This is a genomic window from Rhodanobacter sp. BL-MT-08 (genome assembly GCF_054161255.1).
The window spans coordinates 741260-766211 of record NZ_CP167872.1 but is presented as its reverse complement, the minus strand read 5'-3'; the positions used below and the strand labels follow the sequence as shown (position 1 = coordinate 766211).

Genomic DNA, 24952 nt, shown 5'->3' with positions numbered 1-24952 from the left:
GTTTTGGCCAGGGCACAGCGTCACCCGGCCGGATTCGATACTGACAACCGCTAGACTAGCGATCTGATGCGCGGCCTGATTCCCGACAGCTTTATCGATGAACTGCTTGCCCGCGTCGACATTGTCGACGTGATCGAGCGGCGCGTGCCGCTGAAAAAGGCCGGGCGCGAATGGACCGCGTGCTGCCCGTTTCACAACGAGCGCTCGCCGTCGTTTTACGTGAGCCCGGCCAAGCAGTTTTTCCACTGCTTCGGCTGCGGCGCGCACGGCAGCGCGCTGAAGTTTCTGATGGACTACGAGCGGCTGGACTTTCCCGACGCGGTCGAGGAGCTGGCGCAGACGCTGGGCATGACGGTGCCGCGCGAAGGCGGCCGCGACGCCGCACCGCGCGAGGACAAGACCGATCTGTACGCCCTGCTCGATGCTTCCGCCAGCTGGTATCAAAGCGAGCTACCGAAGAGCAAGGAGGCGCAGGCGTATTGCAAGAAACGCGGATTGGACGCCGAAACCATTGCGCGCTTTCGCCTCGGCTGGGCGCCGGCCGGCTACGACGGCGTGATCAAGTCGCTGGGCAACAGCGAACGGCGCATGCAGCTGCTCAACGAGGCCGGCATGGTGGCCAGCAGCGAGCAGGGGCGGAAATACGATCGCTTCCGCGAACGGCTGATGTTTCCGATTCTGGACCGGCGCGGCCGCGTGATCGCCTTCGGCGGAAGGATTATTTTCAGCGCGCCTCCTGCGCGCGAAGATCAAGAAGCGGGCATCCCTGCCCGCACTCCTCAACAGAGCACCTCACCGAAATACCTCAACTCGCCGGAAACGCCGCTATTCCACAAGGGCCGCGAGCTTTTCGCGATGTGGCAGGTGAAGCAGGCCAACGCCAACCTGCAGCGCATCGTGGTGGTCGAGGGCTATATGGACGTGATCGCACTGCATCAGGCCGGGCTGCCGATTGCGGTGGCCACGCTGGGCACCGCGACCACGCCCGAGCACACCGAAGTGCTGTTTCGCGCCGCGCCCGATGTGGTGTTCTGCTTCGACGGCGACCGCGCCGGACGCGCCGCCGCGTGGAAGGCGCTAGAGGCGGCGCTGCCGCGTCTGCGCGACGGTCGCCAGGCGTACTTTCTGTTTTTGCCCGATGGCGAAGATCCCGATTCGCTGGTGCGCAAAGAGGGCAAGGAAGGCTTCGAAAAGCGCATCAAGGAAGCGATGCCGCTGTCAGATTATTTTTTCAACGAGCTGTCGCACGACGTCGACATGGGCAGCCTCGACGGGCGCGCGCGGCTGGCCGAGCGCGCCCGCCCGCTGATCGGCAAATTGCCCGATGGCGCGTTTCGCGATCTGATGGCGCAGGAGCTGGAGCGGCGCAGCGGCGCGCGCGCGCTGCTGCAACCGGAAGCGTCGACCCATCGCGCGGTGCAGCGGCCGGTCGCGGTGCAGCGCTCGCTGGTGCGTAGCGCGATTGCCCTGCTGCTGGCGCAACCGGGCGTCGCCGATCGAGTAGAAAAACCTTACCGCTTCCTGCCGCAGGACAAGCCCGGCATCGGCCTGCTGGCCGAGCTGCTCGATATTGCCCGCTCGCGGCCGGGGATCAACTCCGCGATGCTGGTGGAGCACTTCGCCGAGCGTGAGGAATATCCCGCGCTGCAGAAGCTGATGGCCGCCGTTTCGGTGGGCGAGCCAGACCGGCAGGCGCGCGAATTTCTCGATGCGATTGCTCGCCTGGAACACCAGGCCAGCCTGACCCGCAAGCGCGAGCTGGAAAGCCGCCGCAGCGCGCTGAGCGACGCCGAAAAGGACGAGTTGCGCGCGCTGCTGCCGATCCGCGAGACGTTCACCTCGGACCTGAGTTAACCGTTGGCGAACACCACGCGAGCCGCCGGTAGCCGGCAGCTCGCGCGCTAATACGCTCAGCCTTTCAGCTTCACCGCAAACTGCGCCACGCGTTCGCCGAGCAGTCGCGCCGTTTCCAGATCACCTGCGCGCGGCGCCTCGTCCGGCGACGCGTCCGATGGCGAAATCGCCAGCGCGCCCGCCGAGCCGGCCGTCCAGTTCACGTCATTGGGGCCATTTTCCTTCTTATTGGAGGGCAGCAAACCGGTGCCGATCCAGATCTGGCCGTGCTGCTGCGACAGCGTGAAAAAGTACGTGATGGTGGAAAACTTGTCGCCGTTGACCGAGGCGGAGTTGGTGAAGCCTGCGGCGATCTTGTCCTTCCACGCGCTGCTGAACCACGGCTTGGAGCTGGCGTCGGCAAACTTCTTGAACTGCCACGCCGGGCCGCCCATGTAGGTGGGGCTGCCGTAGATGATCGCGTCCTGCGTGCCCAGCTTTTCCAGCGTACCCTCCGGCAGATTGCCCTGTTCGTCGATGCGAAACACGGTCACCTCGGCGCCGGCGACGGCCGCCGCGCCTTTCTGCACCGCTTCGGCCTGCTTCGCGGTGTGGCCGTAGCCGCTGAAATAAACGATGGCGATTTTTGCCATGAGATGCTCCTGTGGGGTTGTGGAGAGCCATGTCTGGAGGCTGCGGACTGAGACATCAAGCCTGCACGGTGCGTCCCAGCCGTTGTCGACGCGCGCTGGGACATCCTGTCACCCCTGCGGGCAATGGTCATGCAACGTGTGGGATGATGACACTTTGCCATCAACTACCGGCACTGCGCCGGCACGCATGGATTTGCTCGAACGACTGGTCACGATTTTTGCCGAGAACGGCTACGTTGCGGTCTTTATCGCGCTGATGATCTGCGGCGCGGGCCTGCCCCTGCCGGAAGATGTCACCCTGGTCGCCGGCGGCGTGATCGCCGGCCTGGGCTACGTCAACGTGCACGGCATGTTTGCGCTGGCGATGTTCGGCGTGCTGCTGGGCGATTCGGCGATCTTCCTGCTCGGCTACCGCTACGGGTCCAGCATTCTGAAGTGGCGCTTCGTGGCGCGCATCCTGACCCCGAAGCGCTACCAGATGGTGCAGGAAAAATTTGTCCGCTACGGCAACCGCATGCTGTTCGTCGCCCGTTTCCTGCCGGGCATGCGCACCACCATGTACATCACCGCCGGCATCAGCCACCGGGTGTCGTTTTTGCGCTTTCTGCTGATCGATGGACTGGCCGCGCTGATCAGCGTGCCGTTCTGGGTCTATCTGGGCTATTTCGGTGCCGACAACCACGAGTGGCTGATGAAATGGATGAGCCGCGGACAGAGCAGCCTGTGGGCGCTGGTCGGCATCATCGCGATCCTGCTGCTGGCGCTGTGGTGGCGCCACCGCACGCGCATGGCAAAAAAGCAAAGGTGCGGATGACCTGAAGCCGGTAGCCCGACGCAGGCTTCTCATCCGATGGCATCAGATCGGAATTTCAAAGATTGCCTTGATGGTCCACTTGTCGGACGCCGCGTTCAGCCCGCGCCCAATGCCGAAATTGAAAGGCAGCCCCTTTCCCGTGTAATCCACGGCCGCGAACAGCAGCTCGGACTGGCGGCTGGCGCTGTCGAAATGATTGACCGGACCAAAATCATCGTAATACTCGAGGCCTACCGCCCAGTCGGGCGCCACGGTGCGGGCGATCTTCGAGCCGGGATTGAAATCCGGCTCGCTCGAACCGTAGCGGGGACGAACGGTCAGATCGATCACGGGATTGACGACGAACAACCACAGGCTGTCGCGATAGCCGACGATGGGACGCAGCTCGATCGCCGGGCGGCCTTCTTCAAAACGCGTATTGACGGCCGACACCTCGACGTTGAGACCGGCGAACATACCGGCCTCCCCCGCCGCCGGTTTCAGCGGTATCCACTTCAGGCGCACCCGCGGACGCGCGAAATAGGTGGTGCCTGCCGCATCGCGCACAAACGGCAGGTAAAGTCCGGCCTCCAGCGTGTCGGTCAGGCCATAGGACAGCTCGAAGGTATTGCGGATACCGTGATCGGGCGGAATCTCACCCGGGTAGGCAGGAACACGGCGACCGTCCGGCGTGGTGTTGAGGTGTAGCTCCAGGCCGAACTGACCCGCGGCATTGATGCTGTCGTCGTAAACCTGAAACTCGTCCGGTAATTCCGCCTGCGCTGCGTTGGCGACCAACAGGCCGGCCAGAAAAAGCGGCCAGATAAGACGTCGTTTGGACTTCCAGAAGAAATTGCGCATCACTGCCCCACAGCCTTTGCCGAGTCGAGAACGATCTGATGAGAATGTCGGCGCGCGCCTGGCTTCGTTTATCCCCCGGAACCAACCGCGAACCTATGGCGTGCCGGGATCGTAAGCACCAATTCTTTGTTTTTGATTCCACCAGCCGCCGCCCAGCGCCTGAAACAGCGCCACCGTATCGGCATAGCGGCCGGCCTGCGCGCCGGCCACGGCGATCTGCGCCTGCTGGGCGGTTTGCTGGGCGTTGAGCAGGGCCACTTCGGGGATGTCGCCCAGCGCCAGCTGCCGCTGCGCGATCGCCAGGCTTTTCGCCGCCGCGCTGGCCGAGGTTTGCGCGGCGGCCAGCGCATCGGCGTCAGAGCGGATGGCGAACAGCGTATCGGCCACATTCTGAAAGGCCGCCACCACCGTGCTGCGGTACTGCGCTTCGGCCTGCTCGTTCGCCGCCTTCGCCGCGCGCTCCTGATGCAGCAGGCTGCCGCCTTCGAAGATCGGCTGGGTCACACCGGCGCCCAGACTCCAGAAGTTCGTCGCGTCGTTGAACAGGTCGTTGAAACGCGTGGGCGAACTGCCAGCGCCCGCACTGAGCGTCAGCTTCGGAAAGCGATTGGCGATGGCCACGCCGACCTGCGCATTGGCCGCATGCCACTGCGCCTCCGCCGCGCGCACGTCGGGGCGCTGCCGCACCAGCTGCGAGGGAATCGACAGCGGCAGATCGTGCGGCAGCTTGAGATCGGCCAGATTGAAATGGACGGCTATATCGTCGCTCGAATCCGTACCCAGCAACGCGGCCAACGCATCGCGCTGCTGCGCCAGCTGTTTTTCCAGCGGCGGCAGGGTCGCCTGGGCCTGCGCCAGCAGCGCTACTTGCGCGGCCACGTCGGACTCGGCTAGCTGACCCAGCGCGAACTCGCGCTGCACCGTCGCCAGAATCTTCGTCTGGCTGTCGATGATGTCGTGCGTCGCCGCGATCTGCGCGCGCAGTCCGGCTTCCTGGATAGCGGCCAGCGCCACGTTTGAGGTCAGCGTGAGATACGTCGCTTCCAGCTGAAAGCGCTGTACGTCGGCCTGCGCCTGCAGGGACTCCACCGCACGCCGGTTGCCGCCGAAGATATCCGGCATGTACGACACGCTGACCTGAGCGGTGGTCAGCGTGTAGTAGTTGGCATTGGATTCGAGCGGGCTCGATAGCGTGGACGGATTGCGCTGGCGCGTAGTGTTGATGCCGGCATCGACCGATGGGTAATACGAACCCTTCTGCGCCGCCACGTTCTCCTGCGCCTGGCGCAGCGCGGCGCGCGCGCTCTGCATGCCGGGATTGGACGCCAGCGCCTGCGTAATCAGCTCGTTCAGCGCGGGCGAGTGGAACAGCGTCCACCACTGCGCGGGCAGCTGCATATCGGTAACGAAACGCTGAGCGTCACCACCAGCGTTCGCTGTCGTGGCGGACGCCGACGCGGCGTAACGATCCACCGGCGGCGCGGGAGGCTGCTTGAAGTCCGGTCCCACCATGCAGCCGGCCACAAACAGGGGCATCAGCAGGACGGCGAAACGCGCCGCGGCGCCTGGCAGCCGTCGGTAATTGAAAACGGTCATCGCCCGATCTCCTTGCGCGCACGGCGTCGTACGCCACGTTGTCGTTGAAATACGCATGCTCATGACTCCCCGGCCAGACGCGACTTGCGCGCCGCGCGGCGTTCGATGGCGTACTCGATCGCAAAGTAGAACGCGGGCAGGATGAACAGCGTCAGCAGGGTCGCGATCGGCAGACCGCCGACGACGACGGAGGCCAAACCGCGCTGCACGTCGGTACCGATGCCGGTCGCCATCGCCGCCGGCAGCATGCCGACGCTGGCTACCGTCGCAGTCATCAGCACCGGACGGAAGCGCTCGGTGGCGCCGGCCACGACGGCCTGCTCGATCGACAGCCCTTCGGCGCGCACGCGGTTGATATTGGAGATCATGATGATGCCGTTCTGCACCGCCACACCGAACAGCGCGATGAAGCCGACCGCGGTGGCGATGTTCAGCGTCTCGCCGCGCAGGTGCAGCGAAATCAGCCCGCCCAATGTGGCCAGCGGCACTACCGCCAGCACTAGAACCGATTGCCGCAGCTTGCCGAATTCGGCATACAGCAGCACGGCCATGATCGCCATCACCAAGCCCAGCACCACGATCAGCCGCGCCTGCGCGCGCTGCTGGTTTTCGAAGGTGCCGGCCCATTCGGTGCGGTAGGTCTGCTTGTCGAAATGCACTTTCTGATCGATCTGCTTCTGCGCGTCGGCCAGGTACTCCGACAGGGCGCGATCGCGGTTGTCGACGCGAATGGTCAGCTCGCGCTCGTTCTTCTCATGCGAGATCGTGCTTTCACCGGTTTTCAAGCTGATATGCGCGACCTCCTTCAATGGAATCTGCGCGCCGTTCGCCGCCGACAGCGGCAGGTTGCCGATCGCTTCGACGCTGTTGGCAATCGCCTGCGGCACCCGCGCGGTCACGTTGTAGGTGCGGTCGCCGACGTAGACCTGGGTAATCGGCGCGCCGCCGATGGCCGTCTGAATCAGTCCGCTAATGTCGGCCACGTTGATGCCGTAGCGCGCCGCCGCCATGCGATCGGCTTCGATCGCCAGCTGCGGAATCGGCGACTCCTGAAAGATCGACGCGTCGGCCGTGCCGCGCACGCCTTTCAGCACGTCGACAATCGCGTTGCCGATGCGCCGCATCTCGCCGAGGTCATCGCCGTAGATGCGCATCACCAGCGGGCTGTGTGCGCCGCCGATCATGTCGTTTTCGCCGTCGACAATGGGCTGGCTGATGCCGATGCTCATGCCGGGCATCTGCTGCATACGCGCGTTGAACTTGCGCAAAAACTGCGCCTTGGTTTCGCCGTTGGCCCAGCTGTTGTACGGCGTGAGACCGACACCTGCTTCCACGTGCGAGGGTGTCCACGGATCGGTACCGGTATCGTTGCGACCGAGCTGCGTCACGATGTACGACACTTCGGGAAATTCGCGCACTGCGCGGCGCAGGTCGCCGGTCATCTCGCTGGCCTTGTCCAGCGACAGGCCGCTGGGCATCTGCACCTGCAGCCACAGCGAACCTTCGTCCAGATCCGGCAGAAACTCGCGGCCCAGCGAACCGCCGAGCAGCACAACCGCCAGCAGCGCCACGCCGGTGATGACGTAAACCACCGGCAGATGATTCAGCAGCTTGTCGAGCACGCGGCTGTAGCCGTGCTGCAGGCGCTCCAGCGGCTTGTTGTGGAACAGCTTGCGCGGCTTGCGCAGCGCGATATACGCCAAACCCGGCGTCAGCGTGATCGTGCACAGCAAAGCCGCCAGCAACGCAAAGCCGACGGTGAACGCCATCGGCGCGAACAGCTTGCCCTCGGCGTGTTCGAACGCCAGCAGCGGCGCATAGGCCGTGATGATGATCAGCGTGGCGAAGAAGATCGAACGGCCGACGTGCGCGGTCACCGTCATCACGTCGTCCTCAGTCAAGGCTTCGTCGGGCTTCTCCTCGCGTCGGCGCAGAATTGCCTCGGTCACCACGATGGTGCCATCGACGATCACGCCGAAATCGATCGCGCCCAGCGAAAACAGATTCGCCGGCATCTTCAAAAAGTGCATCAGGATGAACACGGTCACCAGCGACATCGGAATCGCCACCGCCGCCACCAGCGCGGCGCGCACGTTGCCGAGAAAGAGAATCAGCACGATGCAGACCAGGCCAACGCCTTCCATCACCGTGTGCAGCACTTTTTCCTTGGTCGCCTTGACCAGGTCGTCGCGATCGATATACGGCACGATGCGCACGTCCTGCGCGGCCAGCCGCTGATTGAGTTCGGCGACCTTGGCGTGGATGCCTTCGAGCACGCGCGAGGGGTTTTCATACTTCAGCAGATCGACGATGCCCTCGATGGTATCGGGGTTGCTGTCCTTGCCCAGGATGCCTTCGCGCACCTGATGGCCGTACTGCAGCTTGCCCAGGTCGCGCACGAATACCGGCACGCCGTTGGTCTGCGTCACCACGATGGCGCCCAGATCCTGCAGCGAATGCACCATGCCGATGCCACGCACGATGTACGACTGCTCACCGCGCGTGATGCGACCGCCGCCCGCGTTGGACGTATTGGCCGAAATCGCGCTGCTGACCTGATTGACGCTGACCTTGTAGCGCAGCAGCTGCGCCGGATCGAGCTCCAGCTGAAACTCCTTGGTGAAGCCGCCGAACACGTCGACATTGGCCACACCCGGCACCTGCTGCAGCGCCGGCACAATGGTCCAGTTCTGCAGCTCGGAGAGCTGCATTAGGTTCTTCGTGTCCGACTCCAGCGTATAGCGGTAGATCTCGCCCGCGGGGCCCGAGACCGGATCGAGGCTGGGCGTGATGCCCGGCGGCAGGGTCACCTGCGCCAGCCGCTCGGTGATGCGCTGGCGCTCCCAGTAATCCTCGGCGCCGTCCTTGAAGGTCATGGTGATCAGCGACAGGCCGAAGGTGCTGCTGGAACGGATATTGACCAGTCCGGGCGTGCTGGCCAGGCCACGCTCCAGCGGCGTGGTGACCTGCTGCTCGATCTCCTCGGCCGCCAGACCCGGCACCTGCGTGGTCACCTGCGCGGTGACGTCGCTGAGTTCGGGATAGGCCTCGATCGCCAGCTGTGTCCACGAGTAATACCCGAACAGCGCCACCAGCACCGTCACCACCATGAACAGCACGCGGCGATGAAAACAGAAGCGCAGGATGGCGTTAATCATTGAGCAGCACTCCGCCCTTCACCACCACGCGATCGCCCTGGCGCAGGCCGGACAGCACGCGCGTGCCGGTGCCTTCGTCGTCACCCAACTGCACGATGCGGCGCTGGAACGTCCACGGCGATACCTCGACCAGCACGGTGGTGCTGTCGTTGTTCATCAGCAGCGCGGACTCCGGCACGAATACCTGCGCCGGCTGCGCCGCGGCGAACGTGGCAGTGGCGAACATATTGGGTTTCAGACGCCCATCGGCATTGGCGATGACGATGCGCACACTGCTGCGGCGCGTGTCCGGCTGCAGCACGCTGCTGACGGTGGCCACGCGGCCGCGCAGCACGCTGCCCGGATACGCCAACAGCGCCACGTCGGCCGACTCGCCCGGCTTCACCAGGGCAAGATCGTCCTCGGCTACATCTGCCGTGACCCAGACCGAATCGAGGTTGACGATGGTCATCATCGACGTCGTGACGTCGTTGACGTAGGTGCCCGGCGCAATCGACAGCGCGGTGATGCTGCCGTCCATGGGCGCGAGCACGCGGATGCCGTGCGCATCAGCCAACTTGCCACTGCTATCCGCACCGCCGACCGCGGCGAGCCGCGTCTGCGCGCGCTGGAATTCGTCGAGCGCCTGGGTGTAGCCGCTTTGCGCGGCCTGCAGATCCTTTACCGCCGCGCCGCCGGCCTGCTGCACGGCCTGCGCGCGGTCGAGGCTTTTCTTGGCCAGATCCAGCGCGTCGCGCGCCTTGGCCGCATCGCTCACGGCCTGCGCAAAATCGCCAGAGGCGATGACGGCCAGCAGCTGGCCGCGGTGCACGGTGTCGCCCAGTCCAACTTTCAGCGCGGCGATCTTCCCCGACAGCGGGGGCAGGATGTTGGCCGTGCGCGCGGGGTCGGCCTCGACCATCGCCGGCGCGGTCAGCGTGTGCGGCACCGCGCGCAGCTCGACCGTCTGCACCCGCAGGCGCGAGCGCAGCGGCGAATGCTCGGGTAGACGCAGCAGGCCGTGATCATCGATGACCGCCGGCTCCGGCGGCTTTTCCCTCGGCGTATTCGAACACGCCGCCAGCGCGGCGATCAAAGTGACGGCAGCGAAACGGCAAAGCGGAGTTTGGTTGGATTGAAAGCGCACGGGCTTCCCCTTGTGCAACAGGCTCATGCGCGCACCGACTGACGGGCAGTCGAAGCAACGCGGGAACGGCAGAGGAAAGCTGGCGGCTCGTGAAGCCGCCGGGCGCGTCCCCGGACCGTGGTCAGGCCATCAACGGCCGCCGCGTCCGGGCATGGCTCCATGGCGGAGCGTACGCGTTACGGCGTCAGAACGACGGCAGGGTCTTCGTACTTCTAGAATCGGGATCCAAGGTCGAAACTCTCCTTGCGCTGGTCTTGCAGCACCAGCAGGCGTGGATGGCACGTAACCTCACTGAAAAAATCAGGACGGGTTCGCATGATGTCGTCGAATTATTACAACCAGCGGCGATAGCGGCGGATATAGATCACCTTCACCAGCTGGGTCAGCACGCAGTACGTGAATACCGTCAGCGCCACCCAGCCGAAATACACCGCTGGCATGGCCACCATGTCGAACTTCGCGCCCAGCGCGGTAAACGGCAGCGCGATACCGACCAGCATCGCCGCCGCGGTCAGCGCCAGCACGGGAGCCGCCGCAATACTCTGCAGGAACGGAATTTTTCGCGTGCGGATCATGTGCACGATCATCGTCTGCGTGAGCAGGCTTTCGACGAACCAGCCGGTCTGGAAGAACGACTGATGCGCCGGCGAGTTGGCGCCGAACACGTGCCACAGCAGCAGGAACGTGGTGATGTCGAAGATCGAGCTGACCGGACCGATCCACACCATGAAACGACCGATGTCGCTGGCGTCCCACTTGCGCGGCTTGCGCAGGTATTCCTCGTCCATGCGGTCGAACGGAATCGACAGCTGCGAGGTGTGATACAGCAGGTCGAGCACCAGCAGCTGCAGCGGCAGCATCGGCAGGAACGGCAGGAACGCGCTGGCGATCAGCACGCTGAACATGTTGCCGAAGTTGGAGCTGGCGGTCATCTTGATGTACTTGATGATGTTGCCGAAAGTCACGCGACCTTCGATCACGCCCTCCTCCAGCACCATCAGATTCTTTTCCAGCAGGATGATGTCGGCCGACTCCTTGGCAATGTCGGTGGCGGTATCCACCGAGATGCCGACGTCGGCCTCGCGCAGCGCCGGCGCGTCGTTGATGCCGTCGCCGAGAAAGCCGACGGTGTGGCCCATGCGCTGCAGCGACTTCACCACGCGCGCCTTCTGCAGCGGCGACATCTTGGCGAACACCGTGGTGCGCTTGACCAGCGCGTCGAGCTCGTCATCTTCCAGCGGCTCGATGTGCTTGCCCTGAGCCGAGTGCTCGACGTCCAGCCCGACTTCGCGACAGATCTTGCGCGTCACCGCCTCGTTGTCGCCGGTGATCACTTTCACCTCGACGCCGTGATGGCGCAGCGCGGCGATCGCCTTGCCGGCGGTGTCCTTCGGCGGATCGAGGAAAGCCAGGCAGCCGACCGCGATCATGTCGGTTTCATCGGCCACGCTGTAGCTGCGGTTGGTGGTCGGCGGAAAGCGACGGATCGCCACCACCAGTACGCGCAGGCCGTCTTCGTTGAGCTCGTGCGTCATCGCCTTGATCTCGGCGCGACGCGCATCGGTCATCGGCAAAATCTCGTCGCCCGATTTCAGGTGCGCGCAGATCGACAGCATTTCCTCGACCGCGCCCTTGCAAACCAGCAGCTCCTGCTCGTCGGTGTTGGCGACCACCACCGACATGCGCCGACGCTGGAAGTCGAACGGGATCTCGTCAACGATGCGGTAGGTTTCCGCGGTCGGCTCCAGATCGCGATGCTCCAGCACCGCCTTGTCCATCAGGTTTTTCAGGCCGGTCTGGAAGCGGCTGTTGAGATAGCCGTATTCCAGCGCCTCGTCGGACTCTTCACCGTGCAAGTCGAGATGGCGCTCCAGCACGATCTTGTCCAGCGTCAGCGTGCCGGTCTTGTCGGTGCACAGCACATCCATCGCGCCGAAGTTCTGGATCGCGTTGAGCCGCTTCACCACGACCTTGCGCTTGGACATCGCCATGGCGCCCTTGGCCAGGTTGGCGGTGACGATCAGCGGCAGCATTTCCGGCGTGAGGCCCACGGCGACCGACAGCGCGAAAAGGAACGCCTCGAGGAAGCTGCCCTTGTCCCACCAGTTGATTGCAAACACGATCGGCACCATCACCGCCATGAAGCGGATCAGCAGCCAGCTGACGCTTTTCACGCCGCGATCGAAGCTGGTCTGCACGCGCTGGCCGACCATGGTGTGCGCCAGCGAGCCGAGGTAGCTGCGCGCACCCGTCGCCACGATCACCGCGGTGGCCGTACCGCTCACCGCGTTGGTGCCCATGAAGCAGACGGTGGTCAGATCCAGCGGACTGTCGATGGCCCCCTGCAGCTCTTCCGCCGTCGGCGCGCCGGCGCGCGGAGCGAGTTTTTCCACCGGCAGCGATTCGCCGGTGAGGATCGCCTGGCTGATGAAGAGATCCTTGGCGCTGAGCAGGCGGATATCCGCCGGCACCATGTCGCCGGCGGCCAGATGCACGATGTCGCCGGCCACCAGTTCGCCGACCGGCACCTCGATGCGCTCGCTGTGGCCATCGGAGGAACGGCGCGTCACCGTAGCGGTATTGCGCACCATCGCCTTGAGCTTTTCGGCGGACTTGGCCGAGCGGTACTCCTGGGTAAAACTCAGCAGCACGCTGATCAGCACCATCACCGAAATGATGGTCGGGCCGGTCAGGTTGTGATGGTCGGTCGCCAGCTGAACGCAGGCCAGCACCAGCAGCACCACGATGAACGGGTTCTTGAAGGCGTGCAGCAGCTGCAGCGTCCAGTGTGGCGGCTTTTCGTGCGACACCTCGTTGACGCCGTCGCGGTCCAGTCGCTCGGCGATCTGCTCCTCGTTGAGGCCGGCCATGCTGGTGTCGAGCGACGCCAGCAGCGCGTCACGCTCGCGGTAGGCTTCCTGCGCCACCACGACGCGCACGGCGGCTGAGCCGCTCTTGCCCGCAGCGGTAGGGATCACTTGCTTGATCATGGCGATGTCCGAAAAGTATTGATGAGCCCACGGCTGGTGCACGCCCGGATGCAGCACGGAGGTGGCCAGATCGTGCGCGAGGCACGAGGCTGTGCCGCGATCGTCAGAGCGGTCGCGACGGATCCATCGAGCGTGTCTCCACCATTGGCGGAGGCCACGACTTGCCGATCACACGCAGCTTCACGCCTGCCTTGATAACAGGGCAATGTTGCGGTGAGTTTGCAGCGGGCGACGGCTGCCGGTAACGCGGGCGGCCGCGGCGGCGCGAGCGGCCGACAGATCGGCCGGGCGCGGCATGTCGATGATCACGGCCTCGGACGCCGGGCGACTCAGCGGTGCGGGCACGGTAATCATGCGTGCAGTGCGTGGGCGCTCACGGCGAGCGGACAGCACAAAGGAGCGCAGAGCGCGCAAAAAACCGGGGGTGCGAAAGAGTGTCATCGCCCATCTCCTCATAACGACGCATGCAGCGCCGAAGGAGGTGGGCCGGCTTTCCCTAGTCGAGGAAAACGCCAGCCGACCGCAGGCGGTCGCCGCAGGTAATCAGCTTGTGATGCATTGCCGGCACCCGATGCTCGCGGATGTCGACGTTGCGACTAGGGTAAACGTCCATATGCCTTTATTTGTCTGAACTGGGAGCTGACGGCAATACACGCCACTCAGCCCCGTTATTTTGCGACTGCAGCACGCGGGAGTCAACGCATAAATCGGCTCTTACCGGCGAAAGTTGATGCGAGCCAGATTGCATCAGCGCACCGCGCTGCTTGCGTACCCATCTCGCCGCGATCGCGGGAGATTTTGCGCAAGACACGTCACCTGTCGTGCAGAATAAGCCGTTCGCTCCGCCAACTGCACGGAATCTCATGACCGACGCCGCCAAAGTGTTTGCCCAAGCTACCGCCGCCTACAACCAGAGGGACTGGCAACGAGCGCTCAGTCTGGCGACCAGCGCACTGCCGCAGATGCCGGATCACGCCGAGCTGCATTATCTGGCTGGCATTTCGGCGCTCGCGCTGCAGCAGATGCCGCCAGCGCTGCACCATCTGCAGCGTGCCGTGGACCTGTATCCGCTGCGGGCCGATTACGCGACGCAGTTTGCCAAGGCGCTCTCCACGGTCAACCTTTCTGCGGACGCGACCATCGTGGCCGAATATGCGCTGACCCTGACACCACTGGACGCGCAGACGCTGGATACGCTGGGCGTCATCTTCACCCGCGCCAACGCGCATGAGCGGGCGACAGCACTTTACGACCGCGCCGTGTCGCTGGCGCCCATGCATCCGAATTACCGCTACAACTTTGCCAAGTCGCTGGTCTTTGTCGGCGATATGGATGCTGCCGAGCGTGAGCTCGAAGCATGCATCGACCTGGCGCCATCAACCTGGGGCGCGCACCTGACCTTGGCGCAGCTGCGCAAGCAGAGCCCCGACAAAAATCATCTGGCTCGCCTGCATGCGCTGATTCCGAAAACCCTGGCCAACTACGCCGCGCAGATGAATCTGCATCTCGCACTGGCCAAGGAATATGAGGATCTTGGCGACTATGCCAAATCGTTCGAGCATCTGATCGCCGGCAAGAAAGCCGGCGGTGCGAAACGCAACTATTCGAGCGCCAAGGACGAGGCACTGTTCGGACTGATAACCCGCGCATCGCCGGAACCTCAGCCGGAATCCGTTGGGTTTGCGACGGAGGAGCCCATTTTCATCGTCGGCATGCCGCGCTCGGGAACCACGCTGGTCGAGCGCATCGTCTCCAGCCATCCCGACGTACATTCGGCCGGCGAACTGCAGAATTTCGCCTTGGCACTCAAGCGAGCTTCGGGCAGTCGAACGACCAATCTGATCGACGCCGACACCATCACGCGCGCGCAATCGGTGGACTGGAGAAAGCTGGGCGAGGACTATCTCTCCAGCACCCGGCCCGACACCGGCACAAAGCCGCGCTTTATCGACAAGCTGCCGCACAATTTCCTGTACGTCGGCGCAATTGCCAACGCGTTGCCGGGGGCGAAGATCATCTGCCTGCGGCGCGACCCCATCGATACCTGCCTCAGCAATTTTCGCCAGCTTTTCGGGCAGACCTCACCGTTTCACGATTACTCTTACGACCTGCTCGATACCGGCCGCTATTACGTGCTGTTCGATCGCCTGATGAACCACTGGAAAGCGCAGTTTCCCGGACGCATCCTGGAAGTCGACTACGAAACACTGGTGGAGAATCAGGAAGCATCGACCTGGCAGCTGCTGCAGTTCTGCAATCTCAGCTGGAACGATGCCTGCCTCAACTTCCAGGACAACGAAGCGCCGGCCACCACGGCCAGCGCCGTGCAGGTACGCGCACCGATGTACCGCACGTCGATGCAGCGCTGGAAGCACTACGAAAAGGAAATGGCCGATCTGCAGAAACTGCTGATCGATGCAGGTATCGAACTGGTCGCATAAGCCGGCGATGCCCGAAGTCTGGAGACGGCCGGATCAGGCCATCAGCCCGCGTGCTGAAACGCCAGTCCCTGATGCACCGCCGCTCCGGCCAGCCAGTGATCGGCCAGCAGGAAGGCGAACAGCGCCATCAGATACACGATGGAGTAGTTGAATACCTTCATCGCGAACAACTCGTTCGGCGGACGCAGCAGGCGCACGGCGTAGTAAAGAAAGCCCGCGCCGAGCACAGCTGCGCCGCCCAGATACATCAGCCCGCTCATGCCGGTCATGGTCGGCAGCAATGTGACGATGACCAGCAGCACGGTGTAGTAGAAAACGTGCCAGCGCGTATAGACCACGCCGTGCGTGACCGGCAGCATGGGCACCTGCGCGCGCGCGTAGTCGGCACGGCGAAAGATTGCCAGCGCCCAGAAATGCGGCGGCGTCCACACGAAAATGATCAGGCACAGCTGCAGCGCGAACGGATGCAGCGAGTCGGTGACCGCGGTCCAGCCCAGCACCGGCGGAATCGCACCGGCCAGGCCACCGATCACGATGTTCTGCGGCGTGGCGCGCTTCAAGTAGGCCGTATATACCAGCGCATAGCCGATCAAGCCGCCAAAGGTCAGCAGCGCGGTGAGCGGATTGACCAACAGCGCCAGCACCAGCATCGAGGCGATACCCAGCGCAATGGCAAACACCAGCACCTGATGCGGCGTGAGCTTGCCGGTGGCCAGCGGGCGGCGCGCGGTGCGAGCCATCAGCTTGTCGATACGCTCGTCGATCAGGTGATTGAATGCGGCCGCCGAACCCGAGGCCATCCAGATGCCGATGGTGCCGAACACCAGCGCACGCCACGGCGGAATGCCGGGCACCGCGAGAAACATGCCGATCACGGCGCAAAACACCAGCAGCGCGACGACGCGCGGCTTGGTCAACTGCAGGTATTCGCGGACGAGCTCCATCTCAGCGTTTTTCCGATAGCAGCGGGGGTGATACGTCTTTGCGCATCTGCGTGCGCGCCAGCGTCGCCAGCAGCGTGAACAGCAGCAGGGCGGCCATGCCATTGTGCGCCGTCGCCACCGGCAGCGGCAGCCCGTACACAACATTGCTGATGCCCAGCAGCACCTGACACACCAGGGCCAGCGCGATGGCAATTGCGAACAGGCGCAGGCCGCGGCGCGCCGCCTTGAACGACAGCCACGCCAGATAGCAGAACACCACCAGCGCGCCGAAGCGATGCGTGATCTGGATCGCGCTGCGCGCGGCCATGTCGAGCACGCCGCCTTCGTAATTGACGCCAATTCCGCGCCACAGCACGAATGCCTGATGGAAATCCGTCGCCGGCATCCACTGGCCGCCGCACTGCGGAAACGCGCCCTCGCCATAGCCGCAGGCCAGCGCCGCGTAGTTGGCCGAGGTCCAGCCGCCCAGCGCGATCTGGCAGAACAGCAGCACGATGCCGATGACCACCAGCCGGCGCAGATCCGCCAAACGATGGTCAGACGCACCGACACCGCCAAGGCGCAGCGCCGCATACGCCAGCAGCGCGAAGGTGGTGATGCCGCCGAGCAGATGGCCCATCACGACCACGGGCTTCAGCAGCAGGGTCACCGTCCACATGCCGAGCATGGCCTGAAAGATGATCATCGCCAGCACCAGCACACTGACCTTCCACGCACCGCTGCGTTTCAATCCCATCGCCGCGATGATCGGCAGCGCGATCGCCAGCGCCGACAGCACGGAGGAGATCGCAAATTCGCCGCGCTGATACAGCACCACCCCAGCTGCCGCGAAGACCGCCGCCGCCATGACGCCATAGCGCGCCGACGGCTTGCGCCAGCTGGCGATCAGCGCGATCAGAAGCACCAGTACGCCCAGCGAACCGGCCAGCACCCGATGCACCTGCTCGCGCCAAGCCTTGTCGGTTTCCACCGGGCGATCCGGATAGGCCAGGTTTGCTGCGGCAATATCGTGCGCGTGCGTGGGCCAGGTGGCCTTGCCATAGCAGGTCGGCCAGTCGGGGCACGACAGCCCCGCGTTGGACAAGCGCACAAACGCACCAAACATCACCAGCCCGAACGCGAACAGCGCCGCGAGCAGAGTAAGTACACGCAGCGCCTTGACGATGCGGGGAGACATCGCAGTGGAGAACATCAGTGGATCACCTTCTGCAGATCACGCGCCAGGCCGGCCGGATCGGAGCCGGCAGGATACAGCGACAGCGCCGTCCCGTTCGATTCGACCAGCACCGCGCTGACGCTGTCCGGCACCGTGGGCCGATAGCTGGCCAGCCTGTTGTCGACGTCCGTACCGAGCTGCCAGTAGTTGCGCATGGCCACCAGACCCTCGCCCGCCGGCGGCTGGCCCAGATAAAGCAGGCGCAGGCGCGACTGGTTGCGGCTGAGCATGATGCGGGCCTTCGCCATCGCCGTGAGATCGTCCAGGCACTGCACGGCGCAACCGGGGCCGGGCAGCGCAATCAGCGTCATGCGCGGCTCGCTGTCGCGCCATGCATACGTTTGTCCGTTGGCCAGCTGCACGCGCAGCTTTTCATCGACGAAATTGCGCTGCGGCATGATCGGCTGCCCGTTGCCTTTGCCGGTCGGCTGCCAGCCGGTGAACGTCAATAGCCCGGCGACCAGGATCGGCGCGGCGAACACCAGCGCGATCAGCACCAGAAAGAAACGGCTTTTTCGTACGGCGACAGGATCGTTGGCGGGATTGGGCATGAGTTCGCAGCAGGTAGATAAGTGGGTGGTGTCAGGCATTGCGCGCATCAGCGATGGCGCGGACCGCGTTTGTGGTGCAGCACCAGCAGAAGCACTACCGCCGCCAGCGCGAAGGTAAACCACTGGAAAGCATACGCGCGATGGCGCGCCGGCGGCATCGAGGAAAAATCCAGCGTGTGCACGCGCACGAAGATCGACGACGGGTCCGGATCGAGCGCCAGCATGCGAGGGTAAAGCGTGCGATCGAGATCGTGCGCCACTTCGACGGGGTCCAGAAAGATGCTTGTCTTCGGCCAGTGCGTCTGCTGCTGCAGCGCGTTGCCGCCCATCTGAAAACCGATCGGCGGCGTCGGCACGTAAAGACCCTGCAGATTCACGTCGGTGCTCGGCAGCGCCGGCAGCTGCGGCTCCTGTCCGGTACCGTTGCCAGGTAAAAATCCCATGTCCACCAGCAGCAGCTTTTGCGCACCACGCAGCGAGAGCGGCACAAAAACCTCTACCCCGCCGCGCTCGTCGTGGTTCGGATTGTCCAGCAGATAGACGCGATCGGTGAGGTAGCGGCCGGTGACGCGCACGCGCGGAAAGCCGTCGTCCGGCGGCGAGTCGGCGACCTTGGCAAAGTCCTGCAGGGGCGCTGTGGCCGATGCGGCATACCGACGCAGAAGCGCGTCCTTGAAGTCCGCTCGGTGCAACTGCCACACGCCAAGACGTATGAACAGCAACGCGCCAGCGACCGTCAGCAGCAATGCCCACCACGATGGACGACGAAATCCGCTCATGCGGAGTACCGGAAAGCGGCCGCTATACTCGGAACGTCAACTTGGATCGGGTCTATCACTTGGAAACCATCTATAAAACCGCGCTTGTGGTCGTGCTGCTGGTGGTGATTTTCAGCCTCGGCCAGGCGCTGTATTTCATGATGACCGACAAGGACAACGACAAGCGCACGGTGTGGGCGCTGACGCGACGCATCGGCCTGTCGCTGCTGCTGATTGCGATGGTCGCCTTCGGTATCTGGATGGGGTGGTTGCATCCGCACGACGTGGGCCAGTGATCGCCATTTCTATATTGTAGCCGGCCTACCTTTCGGCCGCGCCCGCATTGCGACAAATCGCGCCCGTGACGGGGCTCTGCATCGGCCCGCGAAGCGTCGATTGGCGCGTTCAAGGGTCAGCCCGCCCGCAAAGCCATTGCCTCAATCGACGGCGTAGTAATCCCGGTACCAGCGCACAAAACTGGCCACGCCCTCTTCCACCGAAACCTTCGGCGTGTAATCCACCGCCGCAGCGAGGGCCGACACATCGGCTTCGGTATCCGGCACGTCGCCCGCCTGCAGCGGCAGGAGCTCCATCACGGCCTTGCGCCCCAGGCACTGCTCCAGCACCTCGATATAACGCAGCAGCTCTACCGGCTGCTCGTTGCCAATGTTGAAAAGCCGATACGGCGCCAGACTTGTCGCTGGATCGGGCCTGTTGCCATCCCACTGCGGATTGCCGGTGGGTACGGTATCCAGCGTGCGAATCACGCCTTCGACGATATCGTCGACGTAGGTGAAGCTGCGCTTGTGATGGCCGTGGTTGAACACCTTGATCGGCTCGCCGGCGAGGATGGATCGGGTGAAAAGAAACAGCGCCATATCCGGCCGCCCCCACGGGCCGTAGACGGTGAAAAAGCGCAGGCCGCTGCACGGAATACCGTAAAGATGCGCATAGCTGTGCGCCATCATCTCGTTGGCTTTCTTCGATGCGGCATACAGCGTCAGCGGATGCTCGGTCGACTGATGCTCGGAGAACGGCATCAAGGTGTTGGCGCCGTACACCGAGCTGGTGGAAGCAAACACCAGATGCTCGACGTCGTGATGGCGGCAGCCCTCGATGATGTGCAGAAAGCCGGTGACGTTGGTCGAGACGTAAATATGCGGATTTTGCGCCGCGTAGCGTACGCCGGCCTGCGCGGCCAGGTTGATCACGCGCCGCGGCTTGTGCGCGGCGAACGCCGACTCGATTGCCTCGCGGTCGGCCAGATCGGCCGTGATATGGGTGTAGTTCGGGTGCCCGGCGAATCGCGCGAGTCGCGCCTTCTTCAGATTGACGTCGTAGTAATCGCTGAGGTTGTCGATGCCGATGACGTGATCGCCGCGCTCCAGCAGCCGCATCGCGACATGCGAGCCGATGAAGCCGGCCGTACCCGTGACAAGAATTTTCATGCCTTTGTTACCCATTCGATTGATCGACGCGCTGACGCGTCAGCGCTCTTTGATGCAGGCCTGTTCTGATCCGATCGAGCCTAGCGGATGGACGTCCGAATCAAAGACGCCCGTCCACTGCGTCACGCGGCAGCACGTACTTTACGTCGTACAGCACCGATGACGCTTTGCCGAACCCACGAATGCCTTCGGCGCCGAGTGCGGCAAACTGCTGGTGCCCCACCGCCACGATTACCGCATCGTACTGTCCCGCGCTTGGCTCGCCGATCAGATCGATACCGTATTCGTGCCTGGCGGCCGTAGCATCCACCCACGGATCGAACACGTCGATCTTCGCGTTATAGGTCGCCAGCGCGTCGATGATGTCGAGCACGCGCGTGTTGCGCAGGTCCGGGCAATTTTCCTTGAAAGTCAGCCCGAGCATCAGAATCCGCGCGCGCACCGGGTTGATGCCCTTGCACACCATCAGGCGGATCACTTCGGCCGCAATGTACTGGCCCATGCTGTCATTGGTACGACGGCCGGCGAGAATCACGTCGGAGTAATGCCCGACCTCCTGCGCCTTGTGCGTCAGGTAATACGGATCGACGCTGATGCAGTGACCGCCGACAAGGCCGGGCCGAAACGGCAGGAAGTTCCATTTGGTACCCGCTGCCTCCAACACCTCCAAGGTATCGATGCCGAGCTTGTTGAACAGCTTGGCCAGATCGTTGACCAGCGCGATATTCAAATCGCGCTGGGTGTTCTCGATCACCTTGGCCGCCTCCGCCACCTTCAGCGAACTGGCCTTGTGTGTGCCGGCGGTAATGACCGATCCGTACAGCCTGTCCACGAACTCGGCGACCTCCGGAGTCGAACCGGATGTCACTTTCAGAATGTTGGTAACCCGGTGCTGCTTGTCGCCCGGATTGATCCGCTCGGGGCTGTAGCCGGCAAAAAAATCGCGGTTGTAGACCAGGCCCGAGACGCGCTCGAGTATCGGAATGCAGACTTCCTCGGTGCAGCCTGGATACACGGTGGACTCGTACACCACGATGTCGCCAGCCGCGATGACCTTGCCCAGCGATTCGCTGGCCTTGATCAACGGCGTCAAGTCAGGTCGCTTGGCTGCATCGATCGGCGTCGGCACGGTGACGATGTAGACGTTGCAGCCGCGAATATCTTCCAGTGTGGCGGTAAAACGCAGCCGGGCGGCCGCTGCTAGCTCCTCGGCATCCGTTTCCAGCGTGTTGTCGACCCCGGCCCGCAGCTCCCGCACGCGTGCCGCATTAATGTCAAATCCGACGGTCTCGAAGCGCTTGCCGAATTCCACAGCTAGCGGCAGGCCCACGTAACCCAGGCCGACGATGGCGATTTTGCTGCTTTCCAGAGGCTGCATAGGGGATTTCCGTAGTATTTGGCCAAGTTTGGCAGTGTTACCCCCGGTCTGACCACGACGCGGTTGAGTCTGGCCATCCCCAGATCGATCGAGGGGCCAAGGCTGTGCCTGGACCGCGGCCACGATAATGCCGACTAACTAATTGTTTGTCATTATGTTGTGATAGTGTTCACAGTCTTGAGAGGCAACCAGGGCGCTTGTCATGACACTATTCGGTCGCTTAATGGCAGCATCTTGTCTGTTGATTCTCGCCGGCTGCGCGACCGCACCTGGCTCCAACGACGCCCCTACGTTCAACTCCGACGCCCAGGCTGTCGCCACCTATCACATAGGCGTGGATGATCAGCTACAGGTCTCGGTGTGGCATAACCCGGATCTCAGCGTGAGCGTGCCGGTTCGTCCTGATGGAAAGATCACCGTACCGCTGATAGGCGATGTCGATGCAGGCGGTAAAACCCCCGAGGAAGTGGCGATCGAGGTCAGGAACAAACTGCAGGCCTTCGTTCGCGACCCGCAGGTTGCGGTGATTCTCACCGAGCTGCGCAGCCACGAATACTTGTCGCGGGTGCGCGTCACCGGCGCCGTGCGTACGCCGGTTTCCTTACCGTATCGCCAAGGCATGACCGTACTGGATGCAGTGCTGGCCGCCGGCGGCACTACCGAGTTCGCAGCCGCCGATCGTACCGAGCTGTATCGCAAGGATGGCACTGGCACCAAGTCCTACGCGATAAAGCTCGACAACATCCTGCAGCAGGGTGAGCTGACGACCAACTACCCGGTGCAGCCGGGCGACGTCGTCACGGTTCCGCAACGGACGTTCTGATGTCTTCACCGCAGGGATAGCCATGAGCCAGGAAATTTCCCCCTTCACCGCGATCGTGCCCGTGCTTCTCAGTGAAGCACGGCGTCGGCGCATTGCTCTGGGCATCGTGTTTGCCGTCATCGCGCTCGCGGCGCTGATCGCCGGCGTGCAGTGGCCGAGAAAATACGACGCGTCAACCACGATCCTGGCGCAGGAAAGCAGCATCATCACGCCGCTGATGGAAGGCGCCGCCTCGCCGACTGCCAATGCGAATCGCGCCGGCATCGCACAGGCTGTGATTTTCAGCCGCAAGGTGATGAACCAGATTCTGGTCGCGGGCGGCTGGATGGACAGCAAGCCAACAGCGGCAGAACAGGATCGGCTGATTCAGGAGATCAAGGGACGGACCAAGGTCGTGACCTCGCATGACAACCTGATCACCATCAGCTACTACGATTCCGATCCCCAGCGAACCTATGACGTCACCCGCGAATTTGCGCAACTTTTCATCAGCGAGAGCCTTGCGTCAAAACAGCAGGAAAGCCGCGACGCGTTCGAATTCATCAACGGTCAGGTGGAAGCTTACCGAACCAAGTTGACCGACGCGGAAGACAAGCTCAAGGATTACCGCTCGACCAACGCCGACGCCAGACCCGGCAGCGAAGCGGACACCGCCGCGCGCATCAGCCAGCTGCGTACGCAGATCGAAACCGCGCGGATGGATCTGATGGAAAAAAGCTCGCAGGCGGCCTCACTGACCGCCCAGCTCGCCGGCGAGTCCGAGGTGAATGCGGTAAGGACAACCGAGGGCGTCTATCAGGTTCAGCTTGCCGACCTGCAGGGACAGCTGGACAAGCTGCTGATGTCCTACACAGCGGACTACCCCGATGTCGTACGCGTTCGACACCAGATGGATGACGTGCGGCGACAGATGGCACAGTCAAGCCAGCGCAGGCAGAACGAAAACCAGTCGGAAACGCCGACGTCGCTTGACAGCAGCGTCCGGTTCAACCCGCTTTACCAGCAAATGAAGAGTCAGCTCTCCGCCATTCGGGCGGACGTGGCCGCAACCAGCGCGCGCATGGCAGCGAGCGAGAGCATGCTGCAGACGGAAATGGATCGCAGCAACCGCATCGCCAATTCTGAAAACGTGACCTCTGAACTGACACGCGACTACAACGTCAATCGTGATGTCTATCAGGATCTCCTCAAGCGCCGCGAAAACGCGCGCGTGTCGATGAACCTCGATGCCAAGCAGCAGGGCCTCACTTTCGTGATCCAGAACCCGGCCATGATGCCGCTCACGCCCTCCGGGCTGCGCTTTATTCATTTCGGTGCTGCCGGAATTGTCCTTTCGCTGGCGGTCCCGTTAGGCCTTCTCTTCGGTATTGCGCGGTTCGATCCACGCGTGCGCTCAACGGCGCAACTGGAACGCTCGACGGGCCTGATCGTGATGGCAACGGTACCGTTCTACCCGACGCCTCGGGATCGTCACCAGGCGCAACTGCGCAACAGCCTGCTGACCTTTATCGTGCTCGGCGTTGCACTTGCCTATGCGGCGGTTTTCTGGGTCAAGCTGAGGGGAGCAGCGTGAACACCATGGACGAGAGAAAGGATGGCGCCCAAGGCATCGATCCTGCACATGACGCAAAGCTTCGCAGCTTGGCCGAACGCACGTCAGCCAGCCAGGCCATCTCGTTGATGTCCGAGAATGGCGCAATGGCGCCGCAGCAGCTCGAACAGCGCCGGATGATTCATCGCGAGGAGTCGGTCCGCAAACAGACGGACGCCTTTCGCGAAATACGCACCCGCCTGCTCTGGCTCGGCGGTGAGCATAATTTCGTCACTCTCGTGGTGCCCGTAAGCCCACGCTCGGGCGGCAGCTTTGTTGCACGGAATCTGGCTGCCGCGTTTGCCTTCGATGAAGCAAGAACCAGCCTGCTGATCGATTGCAATCTTCGCTACCCCGCTCAGCACAAGGCGCTGAGCGTCGACCCGAAAAACGGCGGACTGATCGATTTTCTCGAACACCCTTCAAGCGGCATACAGTCGGTGCTTTACCATACCGGCATTCCACGCATGCGGCTGATCCCCACGGGCAAGGCCCGCGAAAACAGCAGCGAATACTTTTCGTCGTTCCGCATGCGTGCGGTCTTGGACTCGCTGCGCTGCCGCTACCTCGACCGCTATCTTTTTCTGGACGGGCCGGCCATCAAGGGTTCGCCCGATGCGCGCATCCTTTCTGACCTGGCCGACTTTGTGGTGGTCGTTGCCGGCTACGGCCGCGACACACCCAAGGCCATCAGTCAGGCCGCCGCCAATTTCGACACGAACAAGCTCGCTGGCGTGGTTTTCAACCACGCGCCCTGATCTGTCGCGTCACGAAGAGGGCCCTGAAGGCCCG

20 protein-coding genes are annotated in these 24952 nt (G+C 63.3%); 7 read left to right on the top strand and 13 right to left on the bottom strand.

What is annotated here, in order from left to right:
• The first annotated feature begins 66 nt into the window (after positions 1 to 66).
• A complete protein-coding gene (gene dnaG, locus ACDK93_RS03010; RefSeq protein WP_458071109.1) occupies positions 67 to 1854 on the top strand; it encodes a DNA primase in 1788 nt (595 codons plus the stop codon).
• A gap of 56 nt (positions 1855 to 1910) precedes the next feature.
• Here the strand turns inward: dnaG and ACDK93_RS03005 are convergent, their stop codons facing one another.
• Positions 1911 to 2486 carry a flavodoxin family protein gene (locus ACDK93_RS03005; protein ID WP_458071108.1) on the bottom strand — a complete coding sequence of 192 codons (576 nt, stop codon included), beginning with the start codon at positions 2484 to 2486 and terminating at the stop codon, positions 1911 to 1913.
• Between the two features lie 187 nt (positions 2487 to 2673).
• Between ACDK93_RS03005 and ACDK93_RS03000 the strand changes: the two genes are divergently transcribed.
• Positions 2674 to 3300, top strand: coding sequence for a DedA family protein (locus ACDK93_RS03000; RefSeq protein ID WP_458072329.1), 627 nt, complete (start codon positions 2674 to 2676; stop codon positions 3298 to 3300).
• 42 nt (positions 3301 to 3342) lie between these two features.
• Here ACDK93_RS03000 and ACDK93_RS02995 read toward each other — a convergent pair whose 3' ends face one another.
• The 6 genes from ACDK93_RS02995 to ACDK93_RS02970 form a co-directional block, all read right to left on the bottom strand.
• Positions 3343 to 4140: a hypothetical protein gene (locus ACDK93_RS02995; RefSeq protein ID WP_458071107.1), complete on the bottom strand. Its 798-nt coding sequence runs from the start codon at positions 4138 to 4140 to the stop codon at positions 3343 to 3345.
• A 93-nt stretch (positions 4141 to 4233) separates the two neighbouring features.
• Positions 4234 to 5736 (bottom strand): efflux transporter outer membrane subunit, encoded by a 1503-nt coding sequence (locus tag ACDK93_RS02990; RefSeq protein ID WP_458071106.1) that lies wholly within the window; start codon positions 5734 to 5736, stop codon positions 4234 to 4236.
• A 59-nt stretch (positions 5737 to 5795) separates the two neighbouring features.
• Positions 5796 to 8894: an efflux RND transporter permease subunit gene (locus tag ACDK93_RS02985; protein WP_458071105.1), complete on the bottom strand. Its 3099-nt coding sequence runs from the start codon at positions 8892 to 8894 to the stop codon at positions 5796 to 5798.
• Positions 8887 to 10047 (bottom strand): efflux RND transporter periplasmic adaptor subunit, encoded by a 1161-nt coding sequence (locus ACDK93_RS02980; protein ID WP_458071104.1) that lies wholly within the window; start codon positions 10045 to 10047, stop codon positions 8887 to 8889. The genes ACDK93_RS02985 and ACDK93_RS02980 overlap by 8 nt, the downstream gene beginning before the upstream one ends.
• 305 nt (positions 10048 to 10352) lie before the next feature.
• Positions 10353 to 13010, bottom strand: coding sequence for a magnesium-translocating P-type ATPase (mgtA, locus tag ACDK93_RS02975; protein ID WP_458071103.1), 2658 nt, complete (start codon positions 13008 to 13010; stop codon positions 10353 to 10355).
• 180 nt (positions 13011 to 13190) lie between these two features.
• Entirely contained in the window at positions 13191 to 13451 is a 261-nt protein-coding gene (locus ACDK93_RS02970; protein WP_458071102.1) for a hypothetical protein, read from the bottom strand.
• A gap of 422 nt (positions 13452 to 13873) precedes the next feature.
• On the opposite strand from ACDK93_RS02970, the gene ACDK93_RS02965 reads away from it, so the two are divergent.
• A complete protein-coding gene (locus tag ACDK93_RS02965; RefSeq protein ID WP_458071101.1) occupies positions 13874 to 15451 on the top strand; it encodes a sulfotransferase in 1578 nt (525 codons plus the stop codon).
• 41 nt (positions 15452 to 15492) lie between these two features.
• Here the strand turns inward: ACDK93_RS02965 and cyoE are convergent, their stop codons facing one another.
• Genes cyoE through ACDK93_RS02945 form a run of 4 tightly spaced genes read right to left on the bottom strand, consistent with a single transcriptional unit; the run spans position 15493 to position 18941 of the window.
• Positions 15493 to 16395, bottom strand: coding sequence for a heme o synthase (cyoE, locus tag ACDK93_RS02960; RefSeq protein ID WP_458071100.1), 903 nt, complete (start codon positions 16393 to 16395; stop codon positions 15493 to 15495).
• A gap of 1 nt (position 16396) precedes the next feature.
• Entirely contained in the window at positions 16397 to 17587 is a 1191-nt protein-coding gene (locus tag ACDK93_RS02955; protein WP_458071099.1) for a COX15/CtaA family protein, read from the bottom strand.
• A complete protein-coding gene (locus ACDK93_RS02950; protein ID WP_458071098.1) occupies positions 17587 to 18201 on the bottom strand; it encodes a hypothetical protein in 615 nt (204 codons plus the stop codon). The genes ACDK93_RS02955 and ACDK93_RS02950 overlap by 1 nt, the downstream gene beginning before the upstream one ends.
• 8 nt (positions 18202 to 18209) lie before the next feature.
• Positions 18210 to 18941: an SURF1 family protein gene (locus ACDK93_RS02945; protein WP_458071097.1), complete on the bottom strand. Its 732-nt coding sequence runs from the start codon at positions 18939 to 18941 to the stop codon at positions 18210 to 18212.
• 59 nt (positions 18942 to 19000) lie between these two features.
• Here ACDK93_RS02945 and ACDK93_RS02940 point away from each other — a divergent pair, with 59 nt between their 5' ends.
• Complete coding sequence (locus ACDK93_RS02940) at positions 19001 to 19216, top strand: twin transmembrane helix small protein (protein ID WP_458072328.1); 216 nt, start codon at positions 19001 to 19003, stop codon at positions 19214 to 19216.
• A gap of 141 nt (positions 19217 to 19357) precedes the next feature.
• Here the strand turns inward: ACDK93_RS02940 and ACDK93_RS02935 are convergent, their stop codons facing one another.
• Both ACDK93_RS02935 and tviB read right to left on the bottom strand, forming a co-directional pair.
• Positions 19358 to 20368 (bottom strand): NAD-dependent epimerase, encoded by a 1011-nt coding sequence (locus tag ACDK93_RS02935; protein ID WP_458071096.1) that lies wholly within the window; start codon positions 20366 to 20368, stop codon positions 19358 to 19360.
• Between the two features lie 100 nt (positions 20369 to 20468).
• On the bottom strand, positions 20469 to 21746 hold the full coding sequence (gene tviB, locus ACDK93_RS02930) for a Vi polysaccharide biosynthesis UDP-N-acetylglucosamine C-6 dehydrogenase TviB (RefSeq protein WP_458071095.1): 1278 nt from the start codon (positions 21744 to 21746) through the stop codon (positions 20469 to 20471).
• A 241-nt stretch (positions 21747 to 21987) separates the two neighbouring features.
• Here tviB and ACDK93_RS02925 point away from each other — a divergent pair, with 241 nt between their 5' ends.
• Genes ACDK93_RS02925 through ACDK93_RS02915 form a run of 3 tightly spaced genes read left to right on the top strand, consistent with a single transcriptional unit; the run spans position 21988 to position 24918 of the window.
• Entirely contained in the window at positions 21988 to 22569 is a 582-nt protein-coding gene (locus ACDK93_RS02925) for an XrtA/PEP-CTERM system exopolysaccharide export protein (RefSeq protein ID WP_458071094.1), read from the top strand.
• 22 nt (positions 22570 to 22591) lie between these two features.
• The gene (locus ACDK93_RS02920) at positions 22592 to 24142 is read left to right on the top strand and encodes an XrtA system polysaccharide chain length determinant (protein ID WP_458071093.1); all 1551 of its coding nucleotides are present in this window, start codon (positions 22592 to 22594) and stop codon (positions 24140 to 24142) included.
• A gap of 5 nt (positions 24143 to 24147) precedes the next feature.
• Entirely contained in the window at positions 24148 to 24918 is a 771-nt protein-coding gene (locus ACDK93_RS02915; RefSeq protein WP_458072327.1) for a CpsD/CapB family tyrosine-protein kinase, read from the top strand.
• The last annotated feature ends 34 nt before the right edge of the window (positions 24919 to 24952 follow it).